Genomic DNA, 14,609 nt, shown 5'->3' on the forward strand with positions numbered 1-14,609 from the left:
TTCTGATTTACTAAATTAAATGTCTGCTAATGCCTTTACATGAGCCACCACACTGCGACCTAAGGCTGAGAGGTTATAACCCCCTTCCAAGCAACTCACAATTCTTCCTTGCGCGTAATCATTAGCAATTTCTTTTAAACGCTTGGTAATCCAAGCGTAGTCATCTTCCACTAAGCCCATTTGGCCTAGATCATCTTCGCGATGCGCATCAAAGCCCGCTGAAATAATGATGAGCTCAGGCTCAAAGTTTCGCAGAGCAGGTAACCATCTTTCTTCCACGATCGAGCGCACTACATCACCGCGCGTGGCTGCTGGCAAAGGCACATTGACCATATTATTCGCATGATCTAAGCCGCTGTAGGGGTAGAAAGGGTGCTGGAAGAAGCTGCACATTAAAACGTTCGGGTCATTGAAAAAAGCGGCTTCTGTGCCGTTGCCATGATGAACGTCAAAATCAATAATGGCGACACGCTCAATGCCATAAGTCTCCATTGCGTAACGCGCTGCAATGGCTACGTTGTCAAATAAACAAAACCCCATAGAGCGAGTTGGCTCCGCATGATGTCCTGGTGGTCTTACTGCACAAAAAACATTCTCCACCTCGCCCTTCATCACAGCATCCACGCCAGCAATGGCTGCACCAGCTGCCCTAAGCGCTACTCTGTAGGTATGGGGATTCATGATGGTGTCGCCATCGAGCATGAAATATCCACTCTCAGGAGCACGATCTCGCACAAAGGAAACATGATCTGGACTATGGACTAATTCCAACTGATCCTCAGTTGCCAAAGGCGCATCTAAATGATGCACGAGGCGGTCAATACCACTACGAATCATCTGATCGTTGATCGCCTGAATTCGTTCTGGACACTCTGGATGATGGCTTCCCATCTCGTGTTTCAGAAAGTCCGGATGAGTTATGTATCCTGTTGTCATTACTCAAAATCCTCAATAGCAAATTTGTAATTTTTATAATCTAATTAAACGTGCTCAATATTCAAAAATCCAAGACTATCTGTATGAACTTTCGCATCTCCTGCTTACTCTTTGCTCTTGCGCTAGCGGGATGCTCTAGCACCCCCACACAGCCAACCCAATCACAGCAGTCCATCGTAAACCAGACTGATGATGCGGTCACAGAGGCGCGTTTTAGCCAAAACCTCAACGAACTACTGGGGCAAGTCTCCCAAACCCAAGAAATACCGCTCCCAGCCTTAGAAATGGGCTTCTTAGATGCTAAAACGATTCCTTCAATACGCAAATTGGTATTACCCCCATCGGGCACTTTTAAGAAAAATTGGCTGGCTTACCGCAAACGCTTTATTGAACCCGTTCGCCTCAAGGCTGGCAAAGCCTTTTGGGAGCAAAACCAAGTCTTTTTGAACCAAGTTGAGCAAGAATCAGGGGTGCCAGCTGAGATTATTGTGGCCATCATTGGTATCGAAACCATTTACGGTCGTCAAACTGGCAATTTCAGGGTTAAAGATGTCTTATCTACATTAGCCTTTAGTTACCCGGATACCCCCAATAAGCCCGCTCGAGAACAGCTTTTCAAGGATCAACTCAAAGAACTCATCCTGATGTGCTGGACTGAAGCGGGTGGAAAGTTACCTGCCAAAAATAGCAGTCAAGGGGTCAATAGCGCACGCTTTAGCTCCTGCCTCAATCAGAACAGCTCTTACGCGGGGGCCATTGGCCTGCCGCAGTTCATGCCGAGCAGTATTCGTAGCTTTGCAGTGGATGGGGATGGAGATGGTCAAATCGACCTAAAACAAAGCCCTAAAGATGCGATTGCCAGCGTTGGCAATTTCATGAAAAAGCATGGCTGGCAAACCGGCATGCCGATTTCTTTTCCAGTCCAAGCAAGTGGCATCAATGCCGCCAAAGAACTGGCCGACGGTGAACCGCAATTGAAATTTACCGTTCAAGAACTCATTGATAAAGGTATTTTGACTAAGCAACAAGGTGACTTGCAAAGTGGTGGTGTAGAACCGCAAAGCAAAGCCTTCATCGTAGATCTACCCTACCCCGATAAAGACGGCTCAGACCAAGCGCAATACTTTGTAGGTCTAAATAATTTTCTGACGATTGTTCAGTACAACCGCAGTTACTTCTATGCGCAAAGTGTTGCTGAGTTTGCAGAGGCTTTAGGTTATAAAAACCAAAGCGTTATTCCAGTCGAAATCCCAGCCAAGAACAGTGCTAGCAAGAGTGCCGCCGAAAAATCAAAGCCTAAGAAATCGGGACCCAAGAAGAAATCTAAATCCAACTAGTAAGGCTACTAGTTCAGGCTGGAAAGACCCCGGTAGACAGGTAGCGGTCACCACGGTCGCAGACAATAAAGACGATTGTGGCATTTTCAACTTGGCGTGCAATCCGCAGAGCCACCACCAAAGCGCCTCCAGCAGAGATACCGCAGAAGATACCCTCTTCTGCAGCTAAGCGCCGAGCCATCTCTTCAGCATCCGCTTGCGAAACGTACTCAATACGATCTACTTTGTCGCCCTGATAAATCTTTGGCAAATATTCTGGCGCCCATTTACGAATACCCGGTATTTGCGAGCCATCTTCTGGCTGCGCCCCAATAATTTGAATCTCAGGATTCATGGACTTGAGATAAGTAGAGACTCCGGTAATGGTTCCGGTAGTACCCATCGCAGAAACAAAATGCGTAATCTGCCCATCGGTATCACGCCAGATTTCTGGGCCGGTAGTTTCAATATGTGCTCTTGGATTATCGGGATTGGCAAATTGATCAAGCAATCTACCGCGTCCCTCTCTTTGCAATTGCAAAGCATAGTCTCTAGCAAACTCCATGCCGCCAGATGCTGCCGTCAGAATTAATTCAGCGCCATATGCCGCCATACTTTGACGACGCTCGATACTTTGATTTTCAGGCATCACCAAAATCATCTTGTAACCGAGCATTGCTGCAGTCATTGCTAAAGCAATGCCAGTATTGCCGCTAGTTGCCTCAATTAAAGTATCACCAGGTTTAATTTCTCCGCGCTCTTGTGCGCGCGAGATCATCGACAGCGCAGGTCGGTCCTTTACCGACCCGGCTGGATTATTTCCCTCCAGCTTACCTAAGATCACATTATTGCGATTCTCATTTTCCAGACCAGGGATGCGCTGCAAGCGAACTAAGGGCGTATTGCCCACTGTCTGTGAAATGGTGAGGTAAGAAGGTTTGCTCATAAAGCCATTTTAGCCATAAGCAAGCCTACACACGAAAGGGTTTAATTTCGGCGACCCGCTCCCGAACGCTCCGGCTGATTGCGAGGATTAGCTTGATTACGAGAACTGCGTCGACCAGAGGCGCCGCCCTCTTTCTTGGTCCGGCCATTGGGCTCTCGAAAGGAGCTTGGGGCCTCGATCGTTAAACCGTTATCCACCATTTTTTCAACCGATTTCATGCCAATCCCACGCACTCGTTTTTGTAAGTCATTAGCATCCTGAAAGTGTCCGCCGTCTAAGCGCTCTGCAATAATGGTTTTTGCTTTAGCTGGGCCTATGCCCTTAATGCTCTCTAGCTCAGTTTGAGTGGCAGTATTCACATTTATAGGTGAAGCATTGGCCACCCCAAAACCAGAAACAAAAAAGGTCAAAGCTATTGCACCTGCCCTGACCAAACTCCCCAAGCTTGCTAAATTGAAATTTGTTGTCATCTTTTCTCCTGTGGTAAATAAAAAATCCACGGGCACTCAGTGCGCGTGGATCGTTTACAACGAACAGGAGTAATTTAGGTTGACGACTTACAAAGGGTTTGCCAAGAAACCAGAATTTGCCTCCAACCACTCGATATATCTTCCTACGCCTTGCTCCACGTTAAGGAAGGGTTCCGTATAGCCTGCAGCCCTGAGCTTGGTTAAGTCAGCCTGAGTAAAGCACTGATACTTACCCCTGAGCGCATCTGGAAATGGAATGTACTCAATGGCTTTTTCTTTGACTAACTCAGCAAGACTTGCTGGTTGAGCTTTATCTAACTTACGCATTGCATTAGCCACTGCATGCGCAACGTCATTAAATGGCTGTGCGCGACCGCTACCTAAATTGAAGATGCCGCTGATTTCTGGATGATCCATAAAGAAGAGATTTACTTTCACCACATCTTCAACAGATACAAAATCACGACTTTGCTCACCAGGACCATAACCACCGTACTCACCAAAAAGCTTTACATGGCCGTTGGCTTTGTATTGGTGGTATTGATGAAAGGCAACTGATGCCATACGGCCTTTATGCGATTCGCGAGGACCGTACACATTGAAATAACGAAAGCCAACTACTTGCGCTGTATTTGCTTTCTCAGCAAAACGCTTACGCATCACTTGATCAAATAAGAACTTAGAGTAGCCATAGATATTGAGCGGCTTCTCGTGTTCACGACTTTCTACAAATACGTCTGAGCCACCATAGGTTGCCGCAGAAGAAGCGTATAGCAGCTGTACTTTTTGCTCAGTGCAAATATCCAATAGATCCATGGTGTAGCGGTAGTTATTCGCCATCATGAAAATACCGTCAGTTTCCATCGTATCGGAGCAAGCACCCTCATGGAACACTGCTTTAACCTTGCCAAAGCGACCACTTCTAAATGCCTCTAGAAATTCGTCTTTATCGAGGTAATCAATAATGTCTAAATCAGCAAGATTACGATATTTATCAGCCGGACGAAGGTCATCGACTGCAATAACATTTTTCTCGCCACGCGCATTGAGCGCCTGCACAATATTGGCACCAATAAATCCAGCTGCGCCGGTTACGATAATAGTCACTGTAATTCCTCTGAAGTAACGGTTGCAGTTCCCAGCTTACCAACAACAATGCCGCCAGCACGATTGGCAAGAGCCATGGCTTTTTCTAAAGGCCACTTGGCAGCCAAGGCAACAGCTAATGTGGCAATCACAGTATCGCCAGCACCAGAAACATCAAACACTTCACGTGCCTGCGCTTTGACATGACTCACGCCTGCATCGGTATACAAACTCATACCTTCTTCAGAGCGCGTTAATAGCAAGGCCTGCAAGTCCAGTGACTTTCTGAGTTCTTGCGCTTTCTGAGTTAAATCTTCCTCACTAGTCCACTTGCCAACCACTTGACGTAATTCGCTGCGGTTAGGCGTTAATACAGTAGCGCCACGATACTTCTCATAATCTTCACCCTTGGGGTCAACCAAGATCATTTTGTTTTGCGCTCTAGCTTGCTCAATCATATGAGCTACCTGACCTAAAGCACCTTTGCCGTAATCAGACAAGATCACTACGTCAGCATCGCCAACCAATTTTTCAAAACGCTCTAATTTATGTGCGAGCGCTTTTGCACTTGGGGTCTCTTCAAAATCAAGACGAATCAGTTGTTGCTGGCGAGCGATCACGCGCAGCTTCACAATCGTTGGTACATCAGCATCAATCTCCAACTGACTATCAACACCACCCGCTTTTAACAACTCCACTACACGCTTACCAGGCTCGTCATTACCAACAATACCCAAAATAGTTGCTTTAGCATCGAGTGCAGCTACGTTTCGAGCTACGTTAGCAGCGCCGCCAAGACGCTCATCAATCTTGCCAACCTGAACTACGGGCACAGGGGCCTCTGGAGAAATTCGATTGGTATCACCGAACCAATAGCGATCGAGCATGACATCGCCCACCACCAATAGGCGGGCTTTAGAAAACTGTTCTCGGTTAGCTTTTTCCATTTGCATCTACTTTAATTATGTCTGCCAATACCATGGTACTCAATACCTAATTCTTGCATAGAAGCTGGCTCATAGAGGTTGCGACCATCAAATATGACGGCACGCTTGAGTTTTTGCATGACTTGATCAAAATCTGGAGTATGGAACGCCTTCCATTCCGTCACAATCACTAAGGCGTCAGCATCCGTTAATGCTGACATCGGATCAGCAGTCATTGATACTTGGGCAAGACCTGCTGGATTACCGCTAAAGTCAAGCTCCAGGGCATGGCCCGCTTCACGCATAGCGACTGGATCATAGGCGACTACTTGAGCACCACGTTTAACCAATTCGGCAATGATGACACGGCTAGGCGCTTCGCGCATGTCGTCAGTATTCGGCTTAAACGCCAAACCCCATAAGGCAAACTTCATGCCTTTGAGATCTTTGCCAAAGCGCTTTTCAATCTTCCCAACTAAAGTGTACTTTTGCAACTCATTCACAGCCTCTACAGCATCGAGAATCTTGAGCTCTCTGCCGTGTTCTTTAGCTGTCTTGGATAGTGCTGATACATCCTTTGGAAAGCATGAACCACCGTAACCAGTACCTGGATACAAAAAGCCAAAGCCAATCCGGGAGTCAGAACCAATTCCTTGGCGGACATGTTCAATATCGGCGCCAACCAAGTCAGCAAGGTTAGCCAACTCGTTCATAAAGGAGATGCGGGTCGCTAACATGGCATTAGCAGCGTATTTAGTCAGCTCAGCACTTTTCACATCCATGTAATAAGTACGCTCATGGTTGCGATTAAATGGCGCATAGAGTTTGCGCATTTGCTCTTTAGCGCGCAAGCCTGCTGGTGTATTTTCAGTACCAATCACGATGCGGTCAGGGCGCATAAAGTCTTCTACCGCAGCGCCTTCCTTAAGGAACTCTGGGTTAGAGACTACGGCACATAAGTCTGCAGGCAAATGACGTTTTTCAAGCTCTTCGGTAATCGCCGCTTGCACTTTATCGGCAGTACCCACAGGCACGGTGGATTTATCCACGATTACTTTAGGGCTTGTCATATGACGACCGATATTCCGTGCAGCAGCGACTACATATTGCAAGTCTGCTGAGCCATCTTCATCAGGCGGAGTGCCGACTGCGATGAACTGAATATCACCATGAGCAACAGAAGCAGCAATGTCAGTAGAGAACTGCAGGCGGCCAGCAGCACGATTGCGCTCAATCATTTCTTTAAGACCAGGCTCATAGATAGGAACGCCACCGGAGTTGAGAATCTCAATCTTTTTAGGGTCGACGTCTACGCAAAAAACGTTATTACCCTGCTCAGCTAAGCATGCGCCTGTAACTAAACCTACGTAACCGCTGCCGATGATGGTGACTTTCAATATCTCTCCTAAATTTCTTACATCGAGGGACCGCTAGGAGCGGCGCCCTCACTACGTCTTGGGGAGTAAGCCTCCCAATGATTACATCCTGGACATTGCCAATAAAATCTTCTTGCCCTAAAGCCACAATTGCCACAAGTGTAGCGAGCTAAGCTTGTGGTGCGTTGGCGCAGAAGATTTAATATGGACTGAAGCTCTAAGAGTCTTTCCGGGCTAGCACTACCCTCTTCCAATGCAAGACGGGTTTCGGCCATCTTCGACAAAGCAATGAGCGTTGGTGAATGTTGCATCACATCAGACAACATGGCATTTGCAGCTTGGGGACCTCGAATTTTCATCAAATGTTTATGAACGATATCCAATAACTCACCACTAGCTTGCGTTTTAAGCAATGCACAGAGGCGATCCAAGCCTTCATCTTCTTTGTTAATGGCTGCATGAGCCAACATCCAGCGATCTGCCAATAAGTGCATATAAGCAGGATGAGAACTAGCAATCAAACTCCAAGCCTCAATAGCTTGCGTAGGCCTGTCCATTGCAATTAAATAATCACCTTGCAAAATTAAAGCGCGAGCATGATTTGGCACGGCCTGCAATGCACGCTGTATGGATTGCTCTGCCTCAACTACGTCTTTACGACGCAAGGCCTCTTGAGCAAGCTCGCAATGAAATTGGGCAATCTCGGTATGGTGTGATTTACCTTGCAAACCCTCAAGTTCACTTGCAGCAATGATGGCTTTTTTCCAATCATGCTCAATTTGATACATCTCGAGCAAACTTTCTTTCGCCGGTTCCGCGTACTTGCCATTGCCAACTCGATTTAATGAGGCTTCTGCTCGGTCCAGTAATCCCGCACGTAAAAAGTCACGGCCTAACTCATAAGCAGCATGATCACGATCACGTGGTTTTAAATCATCGCGATTAGCTAAGTGTTGATGCACGCGAATAGCACGCTCAGTCTCACCACGACGACGGAATAAATTACCCAATGAAAAATGCAGTTCAACAGTCTCTGGATCTAATTGAGCAATTTTGACTAAGGTTTCAATTGCTTGATCAGGCTGCTCGTTCAGCAAAAGACTTAAGCCTTTAAAAGTAGAACGCTGCTGACGCATACGCTCACGCTCATCCATGCGGTTTTCAAGGCGCAGATCCCAGCGCGCCGCCAACCAACCGATGCCGAACATCACTGGCAGCAGCAATAACCAAGCGGTAGCTATCTGAATCATGATGTACAGAATTTAAATAAAAAAATGGCCCGAATGGACCACTGAGGTTTAGCCTGAATCTTAGGCACCAGAACCCTCTTTGGGGCCCGCCTGCTTCAACGGCTTGTAATCTACTCGCTCACGCAGCTCTTTGCCAGGCTTAAAGTGCGGAACGCGTTTTTCTGGAATCATTACTTTCTCACCAGACTTTGGATTGCGGCCAGTACGTGCAGGACGATGGTGAAGCACGAAGCTACCCACGCCGCGCAACTCGATACGCTTGCCCTCAGCCAAAGCATGAGTCATTGTGTCCAGCAAAGTTTTTACCGCTAACTCCACGTCTCTAGGCAAAAGCTGCGGAAACTGTTCCGCGAGGCTCTCCACTAGTTCGGAGCGGGTAATGGCTTGTTGCTCTTGATCGGTCATGATCTATCAATAAAAAAACGCCGCTTCCCTCATGGAAAGCGGCGAATTTGATTTAGCCTTGATTGTCCAATTTTGCTTTTAACAAAGCACCCAAATTGGTTGTGCCAGACTGCGCATCACCTTGGAGCTTGCTCATTGCATCTTGTTGATCAGAACTATCTTTTGCTTTGATTGAAAGATTGATAACGCGTGATTTGCGATCAATATTAATGATCATTGCAGTTACGCTGTCGCCTTCTTTCAATACATTACGTGCATCTTCAACGCGATCTGTTGAGATCTCAGAAGCACGTAAGTAAGCTTCAACTTCATCAGCCAAGTGAATAGTTGCACCCTTAGCATCAACCGCTTTCACAGTACCAGTAACGAGGCTACCCTTGTCGCTGACAGATGTGTAGTTATTGAATGGGTCGCCAGACAATTGCTTGATACCGAGAGAGATACGCTCTTTCTCAACATCAATTGCCAATACAGTGGCTTCAACTTCATCACCTTTTTTGTATTTCTTAACAGCTTCTTCGCCTGGCTCATTCCATGACAGGTCTGAGAGGTGAACTAAACCGTCGATGCCGCCAGGCAAGCCAATGAACACACCAAAGTCAGTAATAGACTTGATTGCGCCAGTTAACTTGTCGCCTTTTTGTTGGGCACGTGAGAACTCTTCCCATGGATTAGCTTTGCACTGCTTGATGCCCAAGCTAATACGACGCTTGTCTTCATCAATGTCCAGAACCATTACTTCAACTTCGGTTCCTAATGCAGTAGCTTTGCTTGGAGCAACGTTCTTGTTAGTCCAGTCCATTTCAGAAACGTGTACCAATCCTTCGATACCAGATTCGATTTCAACGAATGCGCCGTAATCAGTCAAGTTAGTTACTTTGCCGAATAAACGGGTGTTCGGTGGGTAACGACGAGCGATACCAACCCATGGATCATCACCTAATTGCTTCACGCCCAGTGAAACACGGTTCTTCTCTTGATCGAACTTCAAAATCTTAGCGGTAACTTCTTGACCAACAGTCAACATCTCGCTCGGGTGACGCACACGACGCCATGCCAAGTCAGTGATGTGCAAGAGGCCATCGATACCACCGAGGTCAACGAATGCGCCGTAATCAGTGATGTTCTTAACGAGGCCAGTAACCACTGCGCCTTCTTTAAGGTTAGACATCAACTTAGCACGCTCTTCACCTTGGCTAGCTTCAACAACAGCACGACGTGACAACACTACGTTGTTACGCTTACGGTCAAGCTTGATAACCTTGAACTCCATCGTCTTACCTTCGTAAGGGCTGGTGTCTTTGATTGGGCGTGTATCAACGAGTGATCCAGGCAAGAATGCGCGGATACCGTTAACCATCACAGTCAAGCCGCCTTTAACCTTACCAGTAACAGTACCGGTAACGATCTCAGCTTGCTCGAGAGCTTTTTCCAAGTTCATCCATGATGCCAAGCGTTTCGCTTTATCACGGGAAAGGATTGTGTCGCCATAGCCGTTCTCTAGAGCGTCAATAGCAACAGAAACGAAATCGCCAGGAGCTACTTCAATCTCGCCAGCGTCGTTATGGAATTCTTCAACAGGAATAAACGCTTCAGACTTTAAGCCAGCGTTAACAACGACGAAGTTATGGTCGATGCGAAGAACTTCAGCCGAAATAACTTGGCCGGTCTTCATATTCGATCGGGTTAATGATTCTTCAAATAATTCTGCAAATGATTCAGACATGTGTATTCACTTTGTGCCGCCAGAAGGCCTGACGGGTTAGGTTATAAAAGTCTCAAAGAAACACGCTAATGAAAAGTCGCGTTGTGGAGCTTCTCAAGACACCAAAACTACTGCTTACAGCTAACTACTAAAACAACTACAAACTAGGCAATTGCGGATTGATACCAATCCAAAACTGTCTTAACTGCTTGATCTATCGATAAATCTGATGTTTCAAGCACTTTTGCGCCATCTGCAACCAACAAGGGTGCGGTACCTCGACTACTATCTCTGGCATCGCGCTCCTGCAAATCTTGCAGTAAGTCGGAAAGTTTAGCAGAAATTCCCTTAGCTATCAATTGCTTATAGCGACGCTCGGCTCTGGCAGCAGCCGTTGCAGTGAGAAAAACCTTCAAAACAGCATCTGGGAATATGACACTAGCCATATCCCTGCCATCGGCCACCAGGCCTGGGGATTGGCAAAAACTGCGCTGCAGGCCCACCAAAGCAGATCTGACCTCTGGGTGAACCGCTAAGGCTGAGGCCCTTAAGCCAATGGTTTCTGTGCGAATCGCCTCGGTAACCTCTTCGCCATTGAGAAAAATTTGACCATTTTTGAATGAAATCAACAACTTAGGAACTAAAAGTCCTAATTCTGGGCCGTTTTTAACATCAATTCCCTGCTTTTCGCTAGCCAGGGCAACCAAACGATAGAGGGCCCCGCTATCCAAATAATGAAAGCCCAGCTTTTCTGCGACCAAGGAAGCAACCGTGCCCTTGCCTGAAGCGGTAGGTCCATCAATCGCAATAACCAGGAAAGAGCTCATTGGAAAATAAATAGGGTTAAGAAACTACTTTTGCAAAATCTACGAAGTAGGCTGGGAAAGTTTTTGCTACGCAATTCGGATCATTGATCTTGAGTGCGTTTGGACCAAATGCAGCAAGCGAGAAACACATCGCCATGCGATGGTCATCATATGTATCAATACCTTCGCTTGGTGATTTCCAGTCACTTTGTGAAGCAGGAGCTTGAACTACGATGTAATCCGCACCCTCTTCAACGATTGCGCCAACCTTCTTTAATTCTTTTGCCATTGCCGCAATACGATCCGTTTCCTTCACGCGCCAGCTAGCAATATTGTTTAAACGTGTTGGGCCTTCTGAGAATAAGGCAGCAACAGCAAGCGTCATTGCCGCATCTGGAATTTCTGTGCAGTCAATCGTGATGCCATTGAGTTTGCCATTAGCATTTTTCACACCAGCAACTTCAATCCAATCTTCGCCAGCATTAATCTTGGCGCCCATCAAAGCAAGCGCATCAGCAAATGCCACATCGCCTTGAATACTGTCTTTGCCGACCCCCAACACTCTTACTGGGCCGCCACCAATAGCCCCCAAGGCCAGGAAGTAAGAGGCAGAAGAAGCATCGCCCTCTACCGACAACTGACCGGGACTCTTGTATACAGCATCTGCAGTTTTAGCCGGAATGACGAAGGACTGCACATCGGGGCAAGTAACTGTGACGCCAAAACGAGCCATCAACTTCAAGGTGATATCGATGTATGGACGTGAAATCAGCTCACCAATCACTTCAATACGCACGGGCTCATTTGCTATCAAAGGCAAAGCCATCAGTAACGCGGTTAAGAACTGACTTGATACATCGCCGCGTACTTTAACAACATCTTTAATCTGAATATCTGCCGCCAAGATCTTGATTGGCGGATAACCTTCTTGTAATTCGTATTCAATCTTCGCACCCACTTGACGCAAGCCATCAACCAAATCACGGATAGGTCTTTCATGCATCCGAGCAACGCCAGATAAACGGTAACTACCGCCTTGCATTGCTAGAGCGGCAGTCAGGGGACGAATCGCAGTACCTGCATTTCCCATGAAGAGATCTGCTTCACGCACCGGAAATTGACCACCACAACCTTCGACCACACATACGTTGTTCGCTTGATCAGTTACCGATAAACCAAGTTGACGCAAGGCATTACGCATCACTTGAGTGTCATCAGCATCGAGTAAGTTCTTGAGAGTAGTCGTGCCAGTCGATAAAGCAGCTAGCAACAATGCGCGATTAGAAATACTTTTAGAGCCTGGCAAGACAATCGAGCCCTGCGCTTGTTTAAATGGTCCGACGGTAATATCTGGCAAACCACTCATCAAAGCACATCCAAATCTTGACGCGCTTTACTGGCCTTATTAAATAACTTTTCCAAACCAGCACCATCGTTTTCAGCAATGAGTTTGCGCATGTGATTCACGATCAATAGGTATTGATCGAGCTCCTTCAAAATTGCAGTGCGATTGCCTAAGCAAATATCACGCCACATTTCCGGGCTGGAGGCTGCAATGCGTGTGAAATCCTTAAAACCTGCGCCTACATGACTCAATTTTTGATCAGCATCTTCTGAGTTCACCACGCTTGCCATTAAGGCATAGGACAAGAGGTGCGGCAGGTGTGAAACAGCAGCGTAAATCGCATCATGCTGTACGACGCCAATCTTTTTCACCTCAGAACCAACCGACTCCCAGAAGCCAGTAATTAAGGCGATATCTTCTGGAGAGTTTTCTTGCAAAGGGCAAATAATGGTTTGCTTACCTTGAAATAAATCCGCCTTAGCAGCCGCTGCGCCATGCTGAGCGCCGCCAGCAATGGGATGCGCCGGCACAAATTGGCATGCTTTTTTACCCAAGACTTCTTTGGCAGCCAAAATCACATCGCCCTTTGTACTGCCAGCATCGGTAATCATCGTACGCGGCTCAAGGTGCGGCTCCATCGTTTCAAATGCTGAACGCATTTGCGCAACCGGAACACAAAGCACAATCACATCAGATTGTTTAGCGGCTTCAACTAAATCAACTACGCCATCAATCGCACCCATCTTTTGTGCTTGGTCTAAATTTTCTTTACTGCGACCAACACCAAAGACCTTGGTAGCAACGCCAGCCTGTTTAAGCGCCAAACCTAATGAGGCGCCAATCAAACCAACGCCTACGATGGTGACGGTACCGTAATTACTTGCGGGATTAATGATGGTCATTTAAGAATATCTTTTAAGGCGGTAATGAATGCCGCATTTTCTTCTGTCAAACCAATCGAAATGCGTAACCACTGCGGCAAACCATAATTGCCCACTGGACGAACAATAATGCCGCGCTTGAGCAAGGCCAAATTAATTCGTGCGCCGGCTTGGTCGTCATCACCTACCTTAACTAAAACAAAATTGCCGGCTGAAGGTAAATATTGCAAGCCCAATTCATCAAAGGCCTTAGTAAGTTGCGCGTACCCCGCGCGATTGAGTTCAAAACCCTGCTGCAAAAACGCTTTATCTTGGAATGCAGCAATCGCTGCAGCCTGCGCAAGACTATTCACATTAAACGGCTGACGAATTCGATTCAGCAAATCCGTTAAGTGCGGTTGTGCAACGCCGTAACCAATGCGCAAGCCAGCCAGGCCATAGGCTTTTGAGAAGCTACGGGACAAAATCATATTGGGGAAACGCCTCACCCAGGCAATCGCATCGTAGCGCTGCTCAGGCGTGAGGTATTCGTTATAAGCCTCATCAAGCACAACCACTACATTTGACGGAACTGCCATCAAGAAATCTTCTATTTCCTGGGCTGTCAAATAGCTGCCAGTCGGATTATTGGGATTAGCTACAAAGACTAACTTTGCCTTATCACCAGAAACTTTAATCGCCGCCAACATCGCTGGTAAATCATGTCCATAGATTGCTGTTGCAGCCACTTCAATTGCTTTGGCACCAACAGCCTGTGTAGCCAATGGGTAAACAGCAAATGCATGTTTAGAGAAGATGACTTCATCACCGGCTTGCGCAACAGCACGCGCAGCCAATTCCAAAATGTCATTACTACCGTTGCCTAAAGTAATCCAATCGGTTGGCACACCCAAGCGGCTAGCCAGCACATTCTTTAACTCAAAGCCATTCGAGTCTGGGTAGCGCCCCAAATCACTGGCAGCCTGGAGCATGGCATCTTGTGCAGACTTAGGCATACCCAATGGATTTTCATTGGAAGCCAGCTTCACAATCTTGCTTTCATCCAAGCCATATTCGCGCGCAACTTCACTGATAGGACGCCCACCAACATAAGGGGCAATCGCATGAATATGTTTTAAACCAATCTTAGAGGTCATTTGTTTTTACTAATGTAATTACTAA

General features: G+C 46.9%; 13 protein-coding genes and 1 pseudogene. 1 reads left to right on the plus strand and 13 read right to left on the minus strand.

Features of this window, described 5'->3' with window-relative positions; translation table 11 throughout:
• Nucleotides 1-15: 15 nt before the first annotated feature.
• Nucleotides 16-936 (minus strand): histone deacetylase family protein, encoded by a 921-nt coding sequence (locus ICN18_RS07210; protein WP_216189824.1) that lies wholly within the window; start codon nucleotides 934-936, stop codon nucleotides 16-18.
• An 83-nt stretch (nucleotides 937-1,019) separates the two neighbouring features.
• Between ICN18_RS07210 and ICN18_RS07215 the strand changes: the two genes are divergently transcribed.
• Nucleotides 1,020-2,273 carry a lytic murein transglycosylase gene (locus ICN18_RS07215; protein ID WP_216189825.1) on the plus strand — a complete coding sequence of 418 codons (1,254 nt, stop codon included), beginning with the start codon at nucleotides 1,020-1,022 and terminating at the stop codon, nucleotides 2,271-2,273.
• A 13-nt stretch (nucleotides 2,274-2,286) separates the two neighbouring features.
• Here ICN18_RS07215 and cysM read toward each other — a convergent pair whose 3' ends face one another.
• The 12 genes and pseudogenes from cysM to hisC form a co-directional block, all read right to left on the minus strand.
• A complete protein-coding gene (gene cysM / locus ICN18_RS07220) occupies nucleotides 2,287-3,198 on the minus strand; it encodes a cysteine synthase CysM (RefSeq protein WP_216189826.1) in 912 nt (303 codons plus the stop codon).
• A gap of 41 nt (nucleotides 3,199-3,239) precedes the next feature.
• On the minus strand, nucleotides 3,240-3,668 hold the full coding sequence (locus ICN18_RS07225; RefSeq protein ID WP_216189827.1) for a ComEA family DNA-binding protein: 429 nt from the start codon (nucleotides 3,666-3,668) through the stop codon (nucleotides 3,240-3,242).
• An 87-nt stretch (nucleotides 3,669-3,755) separates the two neighbouring features.
• Nucleotides 3,756-4,775: an ADP-glyceromanno-heptose 6-epimerase gene (rfaD, locus tag ICN18_RS07230; RefSeq protein WP_216189828.1), complete on the minus strand. Its 1,020-nt coding sequence runs from the start codon at nucleotides 4,773-4,775 to the stop codon at nucleotides 3,756-3,758.
• The gene (gene rfaE1 / locus ICN18_RS07235) at nucleotides 4,772-5,701 is read right to left on the minus strand and encodes a D-glycero-beta-D-manno-heptose-7-phosphate kinase (RefSeq protein WP_216189829.1); all 930 of its coding nucleotides are present in this window, start codon (nucleotides 5,699-5,701) and stop codon (nucleotides 4,772-4,774) included. The genes rfaD and rfaE1 overlap by 4 nt, the downstream gene beginning before the upstream one ends.
• A gap of 11 nt (nucleotides 5,702-5,712) precedes the next feature.
• Nucleotides 5,713-7,077 (minus strand): UDP-glucose dehydrogenase family protein, encoded by a 1,365-nt coding sequence (locus tag ICN18_RS07240; RefSeq protein WP_216189830.1) that lies wholly within the window; start codon nucleotides 7,075-7,077, stop codon nucleotides 5,713-5,715.
• A gap of 17 nt (nucleotides 7,078-7,094) precedes the next feature.
• Nucleotides 7,095-8,306: a lipopolysaccharide assembly protein LapB gene (lapB, locus tag ICN18_RS07245; RefSeq protein ID WP_216189831.1), complete on the minus strand. Its 1,212-nt coding sequence runs from the start codon at nucleotides 8,304-8,306 to the stop codon at nucleotides 7,095-7,097.
• A 66-nt stretch (nucleotides 8,307-8,372) separates the two neighbouring features.
• Nucleotides 8,373-8,711, minus strand: a pseudogene (locus ICN18_RS07250) (integration host factor subunit beta); the annotation flags it as partial.
• A 52-nt stretch (nucleotides 8,712-8,763) separates the two neighbouring features.
• Nucleotides 8,764-10,437 carry a 30S ribosomal protein S1 gene (gene rpsA / locus ICN18_RS07255; RefSeq protein WP_068324328.1) on the minus strand — a complete coding sequence of 558 codons (1,674 nt, stop codon included), beginning with the start codon at nucleotides 10,435-10,437 and terminating at the stop codon, nucleotides 8,764-8,766.
• 143 nt (nucleotides 10,438-10,580) lie between these two features.
• Complete coding sequence (cmk, locus tag ICN18_RS07260) at nucleotides 10,581-11,243, minus strand: (d)CMP kinase (protein WP_216189833.1); 663 nt, start codon at nucleotides 11,241-11,243, stop codon at nucleotides 10,581-10,583.
• Nucleotides 11,244-11,259: 16 nt separating this feature from the next.
• Nucleotides 11,260-12,579, minus strand: a complete 1,320-nt coding sequence (gene aroA, locus ICN18_RS07265; RefSeq protein WP_216189880.1) for a 3-phosphoshikimate 1-carboxyvinyltransferase — start codon at nucleotides 12,577-12,579, stop codon at nucleotides 11,260-11,262.
• A gap of 8 nt (nucleotides 12,580-12,587) precedes the next feature.
• Nucleotides 12,588-13,469 carry a prephenate dehydrogenase gene (locus ICN18_RS07270; RefSeq protein ID WP_216189834.1) on the minus strand — a complete coding sequence of 294 codons (882 nt, stop codon included), beginning with the start codon at nucleotides 13,467-13,469 and terminating at the stop codon, nucleotides 12,588-12,590.
• Nucleotides 13,466-14,584, minus strand: a complete 1,119-nt coding sequence (hisC, locus tag ICN18_RS07275) for a histidinol-phosphate transaminase (RefSeq protein WP_216189835.1) — start codon at nucleotides 14,582-14,584, stop codon at nucleotides 13,466-13,468. The genes ICN18_RS07270 and hisC overlap by 4 nt, the downstream gene beginning before the upstream one ends.
• Nucleotides 14,585-14,609 lie beyond the last annotated feature (25 nt).

The sequence above is a fragment of the Polynucleobacter parvulilacunae genome (assembly GCF_018881715.1).
GTDB classification, from domain to species: domain Bacteria; phylum Pseudomonadota; class Gammaproteobacteria; order Burkholderiales; family Burkholderiaceae; genus Polynucleobacter; species Polynucleobacter parvulilacunae.